Raw genomic sequence first — 14,742 nt, forward strand, 5'->3', positions numbered from 1 at the left:
AGAAGAAGGGGCGGGCGCCTATTCGGGCGGAAGCGCTTTGACGTAGGCGGCGACGGCCTCGCGGTCCGCGGCGGTCAGCTGCGCGAAATTCGCGACCACAGCGGCCATGTGGCCGCCGGCGCTGTCGAAATCGGGGGTGAAGCCCGATTCGAGGTAATAGGCGATATCGGACGCGGACCAGTCGAGATCCTCGGGGCGAAGCGACGGGATCGTGCCGTCGCCGGAGGGGTTCGGGGCGCCCGCGAGCCAGGCACCGGTTCGGAGGCCGCCGAGCGCGTCGCGCGGCGTGTGGCATTCGCCGCAATGGGCGAGCGCCTCGACGAGGGTGCGGCCGCGCTCGAGCTCGGTGCTTTCGGCGGGGCGGATCCATTCGTTGCGGAGATAGAGCAGCTTCCAGGCGCCGACGGCGCGGCGGATGTTGAAGGGGAAGGCGACCTCGTGCGGGATGCTTTGTGCATCGCTCTCGGGGAGCGTCTGCAGAAAGGCCCAGAGGTCGGCGACGTCCTGATCCTCTAGCCGCGTATAGGCGGTGTAGGGGAAGGCGGGATAGTAATGCGCGCCCTCGGGCGAGACGCCGCGGATCACCGCGCTTGCGAAATCGGTGAGGGACCAGCCGCCGATGCCGGCGTCGGGATCGGGCGAGATATTGGGCGCGACGAAGGTTCCGAACTCAGAGGGGAAGCGCTGGCCGCCGGCGAGGACGAGCCTGGCATCGCCCTCGGCATCGGGGGCGTGGTGGCACGAGGCGCAGCCGGCGGCGGTGAAGAGCGTCTGCCCCGCCTCGGCATCACCCGTGAGCCCCTCGAACCGCGCGGCCTCGACCGGATGGGCCCGGGTGAGCCAGAGGCCCGCCGCGCCCGCGAGACATGCGAGCGCGGCGAGGCCGAGAAGGATCGCGCGGATCATTCGTTCGAGGCGCGGTACTCGTCATGGCAGGCGCTGCAGGCGTCGCCCACGGGACCGAGCGCCGGGCCGAGCGCTTCGCGGCCATCGCCCGCCACCTGCTGGAGGCCGCCCGCGGCCTCGCCGAAGGCGGACCATTTCGCCAGCAGGTCGTCCGTGTTGTCCCAGATCGCCGGCAGAGCGCGGGTTCCCTCGAGCGCCTCGCTGGACGAGCCCTCGGGGAAGAGCACCAGCGGATTGGTCTGGCTGACCGCGACGAGGTTGTCTGCGGCGGTCTGCGCCATCTCGGCGTCGTATTCGGCATCGCCCTTGGCCATGTCGCCGATGATCCCGAGATTGATCGCCATGATCCGGAACATGCCCTGACGTGCCTTGAGATGGCCGTCGAAGTCCTGGGCGACGGCGGGCGTCGCCAAGGCGAAGATGGCGAGAACGGAAACGGTGCGCAGCATCAATGAGCTCCCTGCAATGTTCTTGGCTTCGGCAACCGTAACGTGAGGAGGTCGCCGGGCAACGACACAATGCGCGGTAGCGCGGCGGACGGAGCGCGCGACCGACACGGCCGGATGAGATGCGTTCCGGGAAAAGCGTTATTCGGCAGAGGGTTCCGGCGTCACGATGATGTCGTGCCTGAAGGTGACCGGGCGCAGATGGCGCGTCCCGGTCACCGCAAAGTGAAAGCGCGGAGTTGCTCTCAGCCGCGGCCGCGGGACGCGAAGCGTGGCAGCATGGCCGAGAAGTCGCGTCCGGAGCCGTCCTCCTCCTCGACGAAACGGGCATAGAGATCGGCCGCCGCCTGGCCGAGGGGCGTGTCCGCATCGGCGCCCGTCGCCGCCTGCATGGCGAGGCGCAGATCCTTGAGCATGAGGTCCGCGGCGAAGCCGGGCTTGTAGTCGTTGTCGGCGGGCGATTTCGGCCCGACGCCCGGCGCGGGGCAGTAGGTGTTCATCGACCAGGACGAGCCCGAGGAGGTGGAGACGACGTCGAACATCGCCTGCCGGTCGAGGCCGAGCTTGTCGGCGAGCGCGAAGGCCTCGCAGGTGCCGATCATGGTGATGCCGAGGATCATGTTGTTGCAGATCTTCGCCGCCTGACCGTTGCCGGAGGGGCCGCAATGGACGGCCTTCTTGCCCATGATGTCGAAGAGGGGTCTGGCCTTTTCGAACCCGGCCTCGTCGCCGCCGACCATGAAGGTGAGCGTGCCGTCCGTCGCGCCGCCGACGCCGCCCGAGACGGGCGCGTCGAGGGCCGAGAGGCCAGCCGCAAGGGCCTGTTCTCCGACCGCGCGGGCGCTGTCCACATCGACGGTCGAGCAGTCGAGATGCACCGCGCCGGCATTCATCGCCGGGATGATCTCGGAGGCGACGCGCCGCAGGATGTCGCCGTTCGGCAGCATCGTGATGGCGACCTCGGCGCCGCGGACGGAATCCGCAGCGCTGGCGGCCATGGTCACGCCCTCGATCTCGACCCCGGCGGTGTCGAAGCCGGTCACCTCGTGGCCCGCGCGCGCGAGATTGGCCGCCATCGGCCCGCCCATGTTGCCCAGCCCGATGAACGCGATCTTCATGTCGTTGTCTCCCAGTCGTGAAAGTCGAGCCGCGCCTCGCGGACGGGCTGCAGCATGGCAGCCACGTCGGCGAGGGGCAGGCCGTCGATCTCGTGCCGCCATTTCGGCGCACGGTCCTTGTCGATGATCTGCGCGCGCACCCCTTCGAGGAAGTCGGAGCGATCGAGCGCGCGGTGCGTGAAGCGGTATTCGAGGTCGAGCGCCTTGCGGATATCGGCGCCGCCCGCCTTGAGCCGGTGGACGATCTCCAGCGTCGCGCCCATGGAAAGCGGCGAGGAGCGTTCGAGGATCTTGAGGCTGTCCCTCGCGAAGTCGGTGTCGTCGCGGCGCAGGAGGTTCACGACGTCCCGCAGTGTCTCGCCGCCGAAGAGCGCGTCGATGTCGCCGCGCATGGCGGGCAGGGTGGCTTCGGGCGGGGTCGTGGCGAAATCGGTGATCGCGTCCGGCGCGCCGGTCTCGATCAGCGTCGCCTTCGCGTCCTCCCAGCGCTCCTCGGGCACGTAGAGGTCGGCAAAGCCAGTATGGATCGCGTCCCCGGGGCCCATGCGGGCGCCGGTCAGGCCGAGATATTCGCCGAGCCGCCCCTCGGTGCGGGCGAGCAGGTACGAGCCGCCCACGTCCGGAACGAGGCCGATGGCGCATTCGGGCATGGCGACCTTCGTGCTTTCCCCGATGACGCGGTGCGAGCAGTGGCAGCCGATGCCGACGCCGCCGCCCATGACGAAGCCCTGCATGAACGAGAAGATCGCCTTGGGGTATTCGGCGAGCATGGCGTTCATGCGGTATTCGTCGCGCCAGAAGGCGCGGGCGAACTCGCCGTTGCCTTCTGCCGCCTCGCGATGCACCCGGGCAACGTCGCCGCCCGCGCAGAACGCCTTCTCGCCCTCGGCATCCATCACGACGAGGTCGATTTCGGGATCGTCGCGCCACTCCAGCAGCGCGTCGATCACCTCCGTGCACATGGCGTGGTCGAGCGCGTTGAGGGCCTTCGGGCGCGTCAGCGTGATGCGCCCGGCGCGCCCCTCGCGGGCGATGGTAATATGGCTCATGCCGCCTCCAGCATCTTGCGCGCCACGATGAGGCGCATGATCTCGTTGGTGCCCTCGAGGATCTGGTGCACGCGCAGGTCGCGGACGATCTTCTCGATCCCGTAATCGGCGAGATAGCCGTAGCCGCCGTGCAGCTGCAGGCACTGGTCGGCGACGCGGCTGCCCGCTTCGGTCACGAACTTCTTGGCCATGGCGCAGCGCTTGGTCGCGTCGTGCGCGCCGTTGTCGAGCGACCATGCCGCCTGGTGGAGGAAGACGCGCGCCGCCTCGAGCTCGATCTCCATGTCGGCGAGGCGGAACTGCAGGGCCTGGAACTGGTCGATGGGGCGGCCAAAGGCGGTGCGCTCGCGCATGTAGGCAAGGGTTGCATCGAGCGCAGCCTGCGCCGCGCCGAGGGAGCAGGCGGCGATGTTGAGCCGCCCGCCGTCGAGGCCCGTCATGGCGTAGCGGAAGCCCTGTCCCTCTTCGCCGAGGAGGTTCTCGGCGGGTACCTCGCAGCCGTCGAGCTGGACCTGCCGCGTGGGTTGGGCGCGCCAGCCCATCTTGTCCTCGAGAGCGCCAAAACTCAGCCCCTCGGTGCCGTCCTCGACCAGCATCGCCGAGATGCCGTTCGGGCTGTCGTCGCCCGTGCGGCACATGACGATATAGGCGTCCGAATAGCCGCCTCCCGAGATGAAGGCCTTGGTTCCGCTGAGCTGCCAGCCCTGATTGGTGCGCTCGGCGCGGGTGCGGAGCGCCGCGGCGTCCGAGCCCGAGCCCGGTTCGGTCAAGCAATAGGAGAGGACCGTTTCCATCGTCAGGGCGCTCGGCAGGATGCGGTCGCGCATCTCGGTCGAGCCGAACCTGTCGATCATCGCGGCGCACATGTTGTGGATCGAGAGGAACGCCGCCACCGAAGGGCAGGCCATGGAGAGCGCCTCGAAGACGAGCACCCCGTCGAGCCGCCCGAGACCTGCGCCGCCCGCCTCGTCGCTCACGAAGATCCCGCCGAAGCCCAGCTCCGCCAGCCGCGGCCAGAGCGCGCGGGGAATGGTCCCGTCCTTCTCCCATTGAAGCGCGTTCGGCGCGATCTCGGCCGCCCCGAAGTCGCGCGCCATGTCGAAGATGGCCTCCTGCTCGTCGCTCAGGCTGAAATCCATCTCGGCCTCCCCCTCCTTTGCCGCTCAATCACCTAGCTCGCTCTGCGGCAGGGGTGCAAGGTGAGCCGTTCCGGAGGGCTCACAAAGCCGCTGCGGGCCGGCGGATGCAGGCCTGCCCGGGCCGCCATGGCGGCTATGCGGGGGCGGTTCGATTCGCTGCGGGACGCGCGGATTGGTGGTCAGTGATGGGGGATATCAACTCGGGGACGAGCAGGCCGGGCGCCGACCGCACTCTGCGGATGCAAAATGCGGCTTGAATGGGTTTTTTCTTTGGTGGGCATCATTCCCCGACGTAAGGGTGCTGACTTAGACCGGCTGCGTCCGTGGTGGACGTCGCGCGTTCAGTAGTCCTCTGAGAAGCGGGGAACATTTTATGAGATTCAAGGCGCGTATCGTCGGGGGAGTGCTTGGCCTCTCGGCAGCCTTTTGCGGCTCTCTTGCGGGAGCGGCGACTGTAAATTCCTGTGCGACAGGCTCCGGTCTGGCATGCCTCGTCGACAAGGACCAATTCGGATCCGGCAATAGCGGCAACGACAAGGAAGAGAGTGTCGAACTCGCTCTCGCTGCCGCACTGAGCCTGGCGTCGATCGATCTGAAACTGCTGGGCAAGAGCGACGCCGGTTATGGCCCGGCGGTCTCGGGCACGAGCGGCTCATGGACGACGCCGAGTGCCGTTGCGTATTTCACCGTGAAGTCGGCAAACAGCTACGTCATCTACGCGGCCAACAACGCGCTTACCGGATCATGGTCGACCATGGGCATAAACAACAAGAAAGGCGAGCAGCGGGACGTGTCGCATATTTCGTACTGGTCCACAAGCGACGTATCGCCCGTTCCGGTGCCGGCCGCGGGCTTCCTGCTGATCGGCGCGCTCGGAGGTCTGGCCGCCCTGCGCCGTCGCAAGGCCGCCTGACGGCAGCACGATACTCGGATCGATGGGGCGGCTCTCGCGGGCCGCCCCTTTTCGTTTGCGCGGCGCGGTCCGTCGGTAACCCGTTGTCATGGAACGTGATCGTCTCCGGCGCAAGTTCGCCGGTCGGGCGCGGGGCTGCGGAACGGTTCACGGCGCCGCGAGGTTATCGATGCAATCCGGAGCGGAGCATCGCGCCGGTCACAGCAATTGACGGAGACGCATCATGAAACGGTCTACCTCGATCCTCGCACTTGCCGGCGCCCTTGCCGGTTTCGGCACCATGGCCTCCGCGCAGGCGGGCGGCAGCGTGGTCTGCCGCGACTTCCTTCTCATGGACGAGCAGCAGCAGGGCAACGTGGTGCTCGAACTCGTGCAGACGGAAGACGGCGTCGCGACGACCTCGGACATCGAGGGCGACTACGCGATCGGGCAGGTGGACGGTCTGATCACCGCCTGCGAAGCCAACCCGCAGATGACCACGGCCGAGATCGCGGCGGACGTCTTCAGCCAGAAGGACGGCGACGGCGCGCCGGCCACCGTGAACTCCGAAGGGGATACCGCTCAGGACGTCCTGTCCGGCGATGCAGCCGGTGCCGGCGCAGACGGAACCGATGACGCGGCGGACGAGGATGGCGCGACGGACGGAGCGTCGGGAATGGATGGCGCCGAGGATGCCGGCGATACGTCGAGCACCTCCGACGGTGACGACGGCGCGGGCGCCGATGCCGGGGGCGACGCGGCAGGCGGCGCCGATGCCGGCGGCGACGATGCGGGCGGTGGCGCCGGCGGGTCCGACGACGGCGGCAGCGACGGTGGTGATTCCGGTGGCGATTCCGGCGGTGACAGCGACGGCGGCGGCTCCGACGGTGGAGATGGCGGCGACGGTGGCGATGGCGGCGACGACAGCTGACCTTCTCTATTCCGGTGGAACGAAAAAGGGCGGAGCCGCGGCTCCGCCCTTTCTGTTGTCCGTGACCGATAGGGTCAGTCGATGGCCTTGAAGTTGAACTCGCCGCCATCCTTGATGCCCGAGGGCCAGCGCGAGGTCACCGTCTTGGTCTTGGTGTAGAACTTGAAGCTGTCCGGTCCATGCTGGTTGAGGTCGCCGAAGGCGGATTTCTTCCAGCCGCCGAAGGTGTGGTAGGCGAGCGGAACCGGGATCGGGACGTTCACGCCGATCATGCCCACGTTGACGCGGTTGGCGAAATCGCGCGCCGCGTCGCCGTCTCGGGTGAAGATCGCGGTGCCGTTGCCCATCTCGTGGTCCATGGTCAGCTTCAGCGCTTCCTCGTAGGAGGCGGCGCGGACGGTCGTCAGCACCGGGCCGAAGATCTCCTGCTGGTAGATGTCCATGTCGGGCGTTGCGCGGTCGAAGAGGTGCGGGCCGACGAAGAAGCCGTCCTCGTAGCCCTGCATCTTGAAGTCGCGGCCGTCGATGACGAGCTCGGCGCCCTGGTCGATGCCGGATTGCACGAGCTTGAGGATCTTCTCCTTCGCCGCGGCGGTCACCACGGGGCCGTAATCGACGTCGTCGCCGGCGGTATAGGGGCCGACCTTCAGCTTCTCGACGCGGGGCTTCAGCTTCTCGATCAGCCGGTCCGCGGTCTCGTCACCGACCGGGACGGCGACCGAGATCGCCATGCAGCGCTCGCCCGCCGCGCCGTAGCCCGCACCGACCAGCGCGTCGGCGGCCTGGTCAAGATCGGCGTCCGGCATGACGATCATGTGGTTCTTGGCGCCGCCGAAGCACTGCACGCGCTTGCCGTTCGAACAGCCGCGGCCGTAGATGTATTCCGCGATCGGGGTCGAGCCGACGAAGCCGACGCTCGCGATGCCCGGATGGTCGAGGATCGCGTCGACCGCTTCCTTGTCGCCGTTGACGACCTGAAGGATGCCCTTGGGCAGGCCGGCCTCTTCCATCAGCTCCGCGAGGAGCAGCGGGCAGGACGGGTCGCGCTCCGACGGCTTCAGGATGAAGGCGTTGCCGCAGGCGATGGCGGGCGCGAACATCCACATCGGGATCATGGCGGGGAAGTTGAACGGCGTGATGCCGGCCGAGACGCCGAGCGGCTGGCGCATTGAATACATGTCGATGCCGCGGCCCGCGCTGTCGCTGTATTCGCCCTTCAGAAGCTCGGGCGCACCGATGCAGTATTCGACCACCTCGAGACCGCGCTGCACGTCGCCCTTGGCGTCCGGGAACGTCTTTCCGTGCTCGCGGCTGATCGCCTCGGCGAGCTTGTCCATGTTCTCGTTCAGGAGATGGACGAACTTCATCATCACCCGGGCGCGGCGCTGCGGGTTGGTCGCGGCCCATTCGGGCTGCGCTGCGGTGGCGATCTCGACGGCCTTGTTCAGCTCTTCGGTGCTCGCGAGCGGCGCCTTGGCCTGAACCTCGCCCGTCGCGGGGTTGTAGACGTCGGCAAAGCGGCCCGACGTGCCCTTCACGTGCTCGCCGTTGAGGTAGTGGGTCAGTTCCTGCATCGGAGTCCTCCTTCGGATTTGCCGCCACAATAGGCTTGCAGATTTGCGGGATACAGAGGCAATCTTCCAAAAGGGCTTTGCGCAAATGCAAAGGCCGGCCCGGCGGGCGAAGCTGCCTTGCATGTCAGGGGCTTGGCTCGACCAGCGACGGGCGCAAGGAGCGGCAACATGACCGACTGGGACGACATCCGCATCTTCCTTGCGACCGCGCGCGGCGAGAGCCTCTCGGCGGCGGGGCGCAGGTTGCGGATGGATCCCGCCACGGTGGGGCGGCGCATCGCGCGGCTCGAGCAGGCGCTCGGCACGCCGCTTTTCGCCAAGTCGCCGCAGGGCTACGCGCTGACCGGCGCAGGCGACCGCCTGATGCGACATGCCGAGGAGGCCGAGCAGGCGATGCAGGCGGCCTCGGAGGCGGTGGCGGGCACGACAGAGGGGCTTTCGGGGCAGATCCGGATCGGGGCGCCGGACGGCTGCGCGAACTTCGTGCTGCCGCAGGTCTGCGCGGCGATCGCCGAGGATAATCCGGACCTCGACCTGCAGATCGTGTCGCTGCCGCGTGTCGTGAACCTTTCCAAGCGCGAGGCCGACATGGCCATCGCGGTCTCGGCGCCGACGGCGGGGCGGCTCGCGGTGCAGAAGGTCACCGATTACCATCTGCATCTCGCGGCGACGCGCGGATATCTCGAGGAGCATGCCCCCATCGAGAGCCTCGGCGATCTCAGCGGTCACCGGATCACCGGTTATATTCCGGACATGATCTTCGACAAGGAGCTGGACTATCTCTCCGACCTCGGGGTCGAGCGGGTGAGCCTCGCGTCGAACTCGGTCGCGGTGCAGTTCCAGTGGCTGCGTCAGGGGGCGGGGCTCGGCATCGTGCACGACTTCGCGCTTCCCGCCGCGCCCGATCTCGTGCGGGTCCTGCCGGACCAGCTGTCGCTCACCCGCGCGTTCTGGCTCGTGCGGCACGCGGACGACCGGCGCCTGCCGCGTCTCAGCCGCTTTGCCGCCGCATTGAGCGACGGGATCCGGCGGGAGGTCGCGCGACTCGAAGGTCTTACTTGACAGGAGCGGGGCGCGAAGCGGACGCTTTTTCAAACACGCGCAATATGGGAGGCGCCGCAATGCAGGTTCAGCACATCCTCAAGAGCAAGGCCGATGACGGGGTGGTGTCGGTCACGCCGGGCACGCTGGTCCGGGACGCCGCCAAGGTTCTGGCGGAGCGTCGGATCGGTACGGTCGTGGTGTCGGAGGACGGGCAGACCGCACAGGGCATCCTCTCGGAACGGGACATCGTGCGGATGCTCGCCCAGCGCGGCGCGGCGGTGCTCGAGGCGCCGGTCGAGGACCTGATGACCCGCGACATCCAGACCTGCACCCGCAGCGACGCGGCGGACGAGGTGCTGCAGCGCATGACCGAGGGGCGCTTCCGCCACATGCCTGTGATCGAGGACGGAAAGATGGTCGGGCTCGTGACCATCGGCGACGCGGTGAAGGCGCGCCTGACCGAGCTTGCGATGGAGAAGGACGCGCTCGAGGGCATGATCACCAGCAACTGGTGATCTGAAGAGACTCCCCTTGCATTCGCGGGCGCAATATTGTTGCGTCCGCCGAAGGCAATGAGGGAGGCGCGGGATGCCGACGGGGCTCTATCCGGGGACGTTCGATCCGATCACGCTCGGGCATATCGACATCATCAGACGCGCCACCGTGATGGTCGACCGTCTCGTGATCGGCGTCGCGATCAATGGCGACAAGGGGCCGCTCTTCGATCTCGGCACGCGAGTCTCGATGATCGAGGCCGAATGCGCCAAGCTCCAGAGCGAGACCGGAACCGAGATCGTCGTCCATCCCTTCGAGAACCTGCTCATCGACTGCGCCCGGGACGTGGGCGCACAGGTCATCATCCGCGGCCTGCGGGCGGTCGCGGATTTCGAGTACGAGTTCCAGATGGTGGGGATGAACCGCGCGCTCGACCAGTCGATCGAGACGGTCTTCCTCATGGCCGAGGCGCGGCATCAGGCGATTGCCTCGAAGCTGGTCAAGGAGATCGCGCGGCTCGGGGGCGACGTGTCGAAATTCGTCACCCCCCCGGTGCGCGATGCCCTGCAGGCGCGCTTCGCCTCTCAGCCGTAGACGGCGCGGCGGGCGACGTCCTTTTCGATGCCCGCCATGTCGAGGTCGATGCGGGTCTCCATCGGCAGGCCGCGCAATTCGCGGAGCGTGCGGCGATAGGAGCTGTGCTTTTGCAGGCGGGCGTTCAGAGTGCTGAAGAATTCGGTCATTGTGATGTCTCCGTCCGTTGACGTGTCTTCCCTCCCGTTGGCGCTAACCTGGGGCTTGCTGCGCCGCAGCACAACTTCGGTATGTCGAACGCCGCCATGACCTGAGTGCAGGGCGGGCGGGTTCGCCGGTCGGGCGTTAACCTTGGCTTCAGCGATGGCCGGTAATCTGCGGGTCGAATGCGTGAGGCAAGAGGCCAGGAATGGATGCAGCGATTTCAGTTGGCGGGACAGGCGGCCCGCTTCCGAGCCGCCCGCAGGCGCGGCCCGCTGGGCAACGAGGCGATTTTGCTGCAGCTCTCGCGGCCGAGGCAATGGCTCACCTTGCCGTCGCGGCGCCGTTCCAGGCACCCGTTCCCGTGACCGCGCAGCCGCTGCCGCCCGCGGCGCAGGGTTATGCGGCGGCGCGCGCGGCGGTCTCGGAGCAGTAGGGCACAAACGAAAAAGGCCGGACCCCGCGGGATCCGGCCTGAATTCCGGGATGAGGTCAGCTCAGCCGAGCTTGCCCATGGCGACGGCCGTATCGGCCATCCGGGTCGAGAAGCCCCATTCGTTGTCGTACCAGGACAGCACGCGGACGAAGTTGCCGTCCATGACCTTGGTCTGGTCGGTGGCGAAGATCGACGAATGCGGATCGTGGTTGAAGTCCTGGCTGACGAGCTTGTGGTCGGTCACACCGAGAATGCCCTTGAGCGGGCCGCTGCCCGCCGCGGCCCGGATCGCCTCGTTGATCTCTTCGGCGGAGGTGTCCTTGTTGGCTTCGAAGGTGAAGTCGACCACCGACACGTTCGGCGTCGGCACGCGGATCGCGACGCCGTCGAGCTTGCCGTCGAGATCGGGCAGCACGAGGCCGACGGCCTTTGCCGCGCCGGTCGAGGTCGGGATCATCGACAAAGCCGCGGCGCGCGCGCGGTAGAGATCCTTGTGCATCGTGTCGAGCGTCGGCTGGTCGCCGGTATAGGAGTGGATCGTGGTCATGAAGCCGCGCTTGATTCCGATCGCGTCGTGCAGGACCTTCGCCACGGGCGAAAGGCAGTTGGTGGTGCAGGAGGCGTTCGAGACCACCTTGTCGTCCGCCGTGAGCGTCTCGTGGTTCACGCCGTAGACGATGGTCTTGTCGGCGCCGCTCGCCGGGGCCGAGACGAGCACACGGCTCGCGCCGTTCTCGAGATGCGCCGCCGCCTTGTCGCGGCTCGTGAAGATGCCGGTGCATTCCAGCACCACGTCGACGCCGCCCCAGGGGAGTTCCTTGGGGTCGCGGAGCGCGGTCACTTCCATCGGGCCGCGGCCGACGTCGATGGTGCTGTCGGAGGTCTTGACCTCGTGCGGGAAGCGACCGTGGACGCTGTCGTACTGGAGGAGGTGGGCGTTCGTCTCGACCGGGCCGAGGTCGTTGATCGCGACCACCTCGATATCGGTGCGGCTCGATTCCACGATGCTGCGCAGGATGTTGCGCCCGATCCGGCCGAAGCCGTTGATGGCAACCTTGGTCGTCATGGGAAAGTCTCCTCCGGGTGGTCTGCCGGTTGGTTGGTGTTACCGCTAACGATCAAAGCGGCCTTCGAAAGTCAAGGTGCGCCCGTGCAGCGCGCCGTCAAGCTCGGGCCCGGGACGCTCGAATGTCGGAGCGAGGCTGCCAGAGCAGGCGAGGCCCGTCTAGGTTTGCGGCTGCCTGGCGAAGACGAAGCGCGAGAAGTGGCGGTAGCTCTCGCCGGGAAAGAGATCGACCTGCGCCCGCGCGCCGATATTCGCGGCATCGACCCAGGCCTGCGTCTCGAGCGCGATGCCGGCGCGGGCGCCGTAGCTGCGGCCGCCGAGCCCGAGCCCGTCCGGCACGGAAATGAGCGAGCCGTCGTAGACCTGTAGGCCCGGCTCCGTCGTCTCGATGTTCATTCGGGTGCCGCCGGCCGTCAGGGTCGCGACGTGCCGCGGCGCGCGGCGGGTGTCGGAGAGGCAGAACCCGTGGTCGATGCCGTGGGGCACCTGCGCGGGCTGCCGCAGGTCGTAGGAGGTGCCCTCCACGGGCACCGGCGGGCCTTCGGGGATCTGGCGGCGATCGACCGGCTGCCAGAGATCCGCGGCGACGCTGAGGAGATGGTCGTCGATGACGTCCGAGCCCGAGAGGTTGAAGTAGCTGTGCGGCGCGAAGTTGCACAAGGTCGGCGCATCGGTCGTTGCGGTGATGGCGATCACCAGCGCCGGGCCTTCGAGCGAATAGCGCACCTTGACCTTGAGGGTGCCTGGAAAGCCCATGTGCCCGTCGGGCATCGTGTCGCTCAGCACGGCGTGGGTGCCGGAGGCCTCCTCGATCTTCCAGAGCCGGCGCCCGCTGCCGTCGTGGCCGCCGTGCAGCGTCTGGACGTGGCGCTCGTTAAGATCGAAGAGACAGGTGCTGCCGCCGATCTCCGCGGTGCCGCGCGCGATCCGGTTGGCGACCCGCCCGACGATGGCGCCCATGTAGGGCATCTCGCGGGTGTAGTCGGCGGCGTCCTCGAAGCCGAGCACCAGCGGGTGCTCGATCCCGGCGAGGCGCAGATCGCGGAGCGTCGCCCCGTAGGTCAGCAGCCGCGCCGTGAGCGTGTCGTTCTCGAGCCGCAGCTCGTGGATCGGGCGGCCGCCGGGCGTCTCGGCGACGATCTCTGAACTCATGTGGCTCTCCTCCCCGCCGAACCTTACATCAGTGCGCGTGCGCCGCCAGTGCCTCGTGCGCGGCACGGAAGCCCGCGAGCGTCATCTCCTCGGAATCGAGGATCTTGGGCGCGACGCCCTGGCTCTCGAGCGCGCGGGAATAGGCCTCGGCCATGTCGGGCTCGCCGACGACGCGCACGTCCTGCCCGAGCCAGTAGGGACGGACGGAGGCCAGCTCCGTCCCGATCAGGAGGCCGGTGAGCCGCGCCCGCGAGGCTTCGGGGCCAAGATCGCGCAGCAGCGATTCCGCGCGCAGGGTGAAAAGGGACGAGGACAGCGCCTCGGGCCGCGAGAGGCCGCGGTCGAGCCCCTCGGCGAAGGCGTTCGCGTCCCAGCCGGTGCTGCCGACGCTGAGGCGCAGGACGGAGCGCTCGCTCAGCATCCCCAGGAGCTCGCCGGTCATGCAGGTGCGGAAGCTGACGACCTCGCCCGCGCTCACCTGCACCCAGATCGTGTGGAGGCCGGGCAGGCAGATCACGCCGTCGAAGCCGGGCTCGGAGGCGAAGACGCCCGCGATGCGCATCTCCTCGCCGCGCATCACGTCGGCGGGCTCGGCCTGACTGAGACCGGGAAGGACGTGCACGTCGAGCCGCGGATCGCGGGTCGGCGCCTTGACGGCGCGGGTCGCGGCGAGCGGGGCGATCGGGACGGCGGAATAGGGTGCCTCGATCCAGCCCTGCCGCGCGCCGACCATGCCGCAGGCGAGGATGCGTGTCGCGCGCCCCTCGGGCAGGCGGTTGCGCAAAAGGCCGAGCAGCGTCGGTTCGTAATCGGAGGGATCGAGCACGCCCATGCCCTGATCGCTGTCGAGGCGCTTCGAGACGCCACCATCCGCGTCGATCTCCCAGAGCCGCAGATGCGTGGTGCCCCAGTCGGCAGCGATCCAGTCCATGGGCAGTGCTCCTTTACTCTATCCAGTGGTCACGACGCCGCCGTCGGCGGGCAGGACCTGTCCCGTGATCGCCCCGCTGGCCGCGGAGGCGAGAAACAGCGCCGGCCCCACCATGTCCCCGGGCACGAGGGGCCGGGGCAGGCATTGCCGCGCGAGATGCGCGGACACGGCCTCCTCGGTGGCCCAGAGCGCCTTCTGCCGCTCGGTCATCACCCAGCCCGGGGCGAGCGCGTTCACGCGGATGCCGTCCGGACCGAATTCTCGCGCGAGCGACCGGGTGAGCGAGGTGATCCCGGCATTGGCTGCGGTGTAGAGCGGGTAGCCCGCCTGACCCATCAAGTAACTGATCGAGCTGAGGTTGACGATGGATCCGCCGCCCGCCTCGCGCATGGCAGGTATGACCGCACGCGCCGCGAAGAAGTAGGAGCGCAGGTTCACCGCCATGCTCTCGTCCCAGAACTCCGGCGTGACGTCGAGCGTGGCGTGGCGGGTGTCGTTGGCGACGTTGTTGACGAGGATGCCCGTCGCTCCGTGTGTCTCTCGCGCCCGCCCGAGTGCGGCGTCGAGCGCGCCGAGGTCGGTCACGTCGCAGGGGAGGAAGAGCGCGCCGCCGGACTCGGCCCTGTCCTCGAGGTCGAGGAAGGCGACCCGCGCGCCCTGATCGAGGAATCCGCGGACGAGGGCCGCGCCGATCCCGGAGCCGCCCCCCGTCACGACCACCGCGGATCCCGCAAGGTCGGGAAAGGTCGCGGCGCTCGTGTGCATGTCCGTCACCGGGTTGGCCCCGCTCTGGTGTCGCTCATGCGCACCGGTCTAGCGCGCACGAGA

Annotated in this window: 16 protein-coding genes; 5 read left to right on the plus strand and 11 right to left on the minus strand. The window is 68.2% G+C overall.

What is annotated here, in order from left to right; translation table 11 throughout:
- Positions 1-18 precede the first annotated feature (18 nt).
- From OCH239_RS01105 to OCH239_RS01125, 5 genes are all read right to left on the minus strand, one after another.
- A complete protein-coding gene (locus tag OCH239_RS01105) occupies positions 19-906 on the minus strand; it encodes a c-type cytochrome (protein WP_037257340.1) in 888 nt (295 codons plus the stop codon).
- Positions 903-1,355 carry a c-type cytochrome gene (locus tag OCH239_RS01110; protein WP_037257344.1) on the minus strand — a complete coding sequence of 151 codons (453 nt, stop codon included), beginning with the start codon at positions 1,353-1,355 and terminating at the stop codon, positions 903-905. The genes OCH239_RS01105 and OCH239_RS01110 overlap by 4 nt, the downstream gene beginning before the upstream one ends.
- Positions 1,356-1,597: 242 nt before the next feature.
- On the minus strand, positions 1,598-2,470 hold the full coding sequence (mmsB, locus tag OCH239_RS01115; RefSeq protein ID WP_037257366.1) for a 3-hydroxyisobutyrate dehydrogenase: 873 nt from the start codon (positions 2,468-2,470) through the stop codon (positions 1,598-1,600).
- Entirely contained in the window at positions 2,467-3,519 is a 1,053-nt protein-coding gene (locus OCH239_RS01120) for an enoyl-CoA hydratase/isomerase family protein (RefSeq protein ID WP_037257384.1), read from the minus strand. The genes mmsB and OCH239_RS01120 overlap by 4 nt, the downstream gene beginning before the upstream one ends.
- Positions 3,516-4,658 carry an acyl-CoA dehydrogenase family protein gene (locus OCH239_RS01125; RefSeq protein ID WP_037257409.1) on the minus strand — a complete coding sequence of 381 codons (1,143 nt, stop codon included), beginning with the start codon at positions 4,656-4,658 and terminating at the stop codon, positions 3,516-3,518. Before OCH239_RS01125 ends, OCH239_RS01120 begins: the two co-directional genes overlap by 4 nt.
- A gap of 373 nt (positions 4,659-5,031) precedes the next feature.
- On the opposite strand from OCH239_RS01125, the gene OCH239_RS01130 reads away from it, so the two are divergent.
- Entirely contained in the window at positions 5,032-5,571 is a 540-nt protein-coding gene (locus OCH239_RS01130) for a VPLPA-CTERM sorting domain-containing protein (RefSeq protein WP_037257430.1), read from the plus strand.
- 223 nt (positions 5,572-5,794) lie between these two features.
- The gene (locus OCH239_RS21585; RefSeq protein WP_051489116.1) at positions 5,795-6,481 is read left to right on the plus strand and encodes an HdeA/HdeB family chaperone; all 687 of its coding nucleotides are present in this window, start codon (positions 5,795-5,797) and stop codon (positions 6,479-6,481) included.
- 74 nt (positions 6,482-6,555) lie between these two features.
- Here the strand turns inward: OCH239_RS21585 and OCH239_RS01140 are convergent, their stop codons facing one another.
- Complete coding sequence (locus OCH239_RS01140; RefSeq protein ID WP_037257433.1) at positions 6,556-8,055, minus strand: CoA-acylating methylmalonate-semialdehyde dehydrogenase; 1,500 nt, start codon at positions 8,053-8,055, stop codon at positions 6,556-6,558.
- Positions 8,056-8,223: 168 nt separating this feature from the next.
- Between OCH239_RS01140 and OCH239_RS01145 the strand changes: the two genes are divergently transcribed.
- The 3 genes from OCH239_RS01145 (at position 8,224) to coaD (ending at position 10,188) form a co-directional block, all read left to right on the plus strand.
- Positions 8,224-9,117, plus strand: coding sequence for a LysR family transcriptional regulator (locus OCH239_RS01145; RefSeq protein WP_037257436.1), 894 nt, complete (start codon positions 8,224-8,226; stop codon positions 9,115-9,117).
- 59 nt (positions 9,118-9,176) lie between these two features.
- Positions 9,177-9,614, plus strand: coding sequence for a CBS domain-containing protein (locus OCH239_RS01150; protein WP_037257439.1), 438 nt, complete (start codon positions 9,177-9,179; stop codon positions 9,612-9,614).
- Between the two features lie 73 nt (positions 9,615-9,687).
- A complete protein-coding gene (coaD, locus tag OCH239_RS01155) occupies positions 9,688-10,188 on the plus strand; it encodes a pantetheine-phosphate adenylyltransferase (protein WP_037257443.1) in 501 nt (166 codons plus the stop codon).
- On the opposite strand, the gene OCH239_RS22500 is transcribed toward coaD, so the two are convergent.
- The 5 genes from OCH239_RS22500 to OCH239_RS01175 form a co-directional block, all read right to left on the minus strand.
- Entirely contained in the window at positions 10,179-10,337 is a 159-nt protein-coding gene (locus OCH239_RS22500; RefSeq protein ID WP_157577766.1) for a glyceraldehyde-3-phosphate dehydrogenase, read from the minus strand. The genes coaD and OCH239_RS22500 overlap by 10 nt on opposite strands.
- 489 nt (positions 10,338-10,826) lie before the next feature.
- On the minus strand, positions 10,827-11,831 hold the full coding sequence (gene gap, locus OCH239_RS01160; protein WP_037257446.1) for a type I glyceraldehyde-3-phosphate dehydrogenase: 1,005 nt from the start codon (positions 11,829-11,831) through the stop codon (positions 10,827-10,829).
- Between the two features lie 159 nt (positions 11,832-11,990).
- Positions 11,991-12,983, minus strand: coding sequence for an aldose epimerase family protein (locus OCH239_RS01165; protein WP_037257449.1), 993 nt, complete (start codon positions 12,981-12,983; stop codon positions 11,991-11,993).
- A gap of 28 nt (positions 12,984-13,011) precedes the next feature.
- The gene (locus OCH239_RS01170) at positions 13,012-13,914 is read right to left on the minus strand and encodes a 2-dehydro-3-deoxygalactonokinase (protein WP_037257452.1); all 903 of its coding nucleotides are present in this window, start codon (positions 13,912-13,914) and stop codon (positions 13,012-13,014) included.
- An 18-nt stretch (positions 13,915-13,932) separates the two neighbouring features.
- A complete protein-coding gene (locus OCH239_RS01175) occupies positions 13,933-14,688 on the minus strand; it encodes an SDR family NAD(P)-dependent oxidoreductase (RefSeq protein ID WP_425280273.1) in 756 nt (251 codons plus the stop codon).
- Between the last annotated feature and the right edge of the window lie 54 nt (positions 14,689-14,742).

It is taken from the genome of Roseivivax halodurans JCM 10272 (genome assembly GCF_000521785.1).
Classification (GTDB): domain Bacteria; phylum Pseudomonadota; class Alphaproteobacteria; order Rhodobacterales; family Rhodobacteraceae; genus Roseivivax; species Roseivivax halodurans.

What these genes read in the sequence shown, in the direction of transcription:
- OCH239_RS01105 (WP_037257340.1), bottom strand. Translation starts at nt 906, where the DNA reads ATGATCCGCGCGATCCTTCTCGGCCTCGCCGCGCTCGCATGTCTCGCG.
- OCH239_RS01110 (WP_037257344.1), bottom strand. Translation starts at nt 1,355, where the DNA reads ATGCTGCGCACCGTTTCCGTTCTCGCCATCTTCGCCTTGGCGACGCCC.
- mmsB (WP_037257366.1), bottom strand. Translation starts at nt 2,470, where the DNA reads ATGAAGATCGCGTTCATCGGGCTGGGCAACATGGGCGGGCCGATGGCG.
- OCH239_RS01120 (WP_037257384.1), bottom strand. Translation starts at nt 3,519, where the DNA reads ATGAGCCATATTACCATCGCCCGCGAGGGGCGCGCCGGGCGCATCACG.
- OCH239_RS01125 (WP_037257409.1), bottom strand. Translation starts at nt 4,658, where the DNA reads ATGGATTTCAGCCTGAGCGACGAGCAGGAGGCCATCTTCGACATGGCG.
- OCH239_RS01130 (WP_037257430.1), top strand. Translation starts at nt 5,032, where the DNA reads ATGAGATTCAAGGCGCGTATCGTCGGGGGAGTGCTTGGCCTCTCGGCA.
- OCH239_RS21585 (WP_051489116.1), top strand. Translation starts at nt 5,795, where the DNA reads ATGAAACGGTCTACCTCGATCCTCGCACTTGCCGGCGCCCTTGCCGGT.
- OCH239_RS01140 (WP_037257433.1), bottom strand. Translation starts at nt 8,055, where the DNA reads ATGCAGGAACTGACCCACTACCTCAACGGCGAGCACGTGAAGGGCACG.
- OCH239_RS01145 (WP_037257436.1), top strand. Translation starts at nt 8,224, where the DNA reads ATGACCGACTGGGACGACATCCGCATCTTCCTTGCGACCGCGCGCGGC.
- OCH239_RS01150 (WP_037257439.1), top strand. Translation starts at nt 9,177, where the DNA reads ATGCAGGTTCAGCACATCCTCAAGAGCAAGGCCGATGACGGGGTGGTG.
- coaD (WP_037257443.1), top strand. Translation starts at nt 9,688, where the DNA reads ATGCCGACGGGGCTCTATCCGGGGACGTTCGATCCGATCACGCTCGGG.
- OCH239_RS22500 (WP_157577766.1), bottom strand. Translation starts at nt 10,337, where the DNA reads ATGACCGAATTCTTCAGCACTCTGAACGCCCGCCTGCAAAAGCACAGC.
- gap (WP_037257446.1), bottom strand. Translation starts at nt 11,831, where the DNA reads ATGACGACCAAGGTTGCCATCAACGGCTTCGGCCGGATCGGGCGCAAC.
- OCH239_RS01165 (WP_037257449.1), bottom strand. Translation starts at nt 12,983, where the DNA reads ATGAGTTCAGAGATCGTCGCCGAGACGCCCGGCGGCCGCCCGATCCAC.
- OCH239_RS01170 (WP_037257452.1), bottom strand. Translation starts at nt 13,914, where the DNA reads ATGGACTGGATCGCTGCCGACTGGGGCACCACGCATCTGCGGCTCTGG.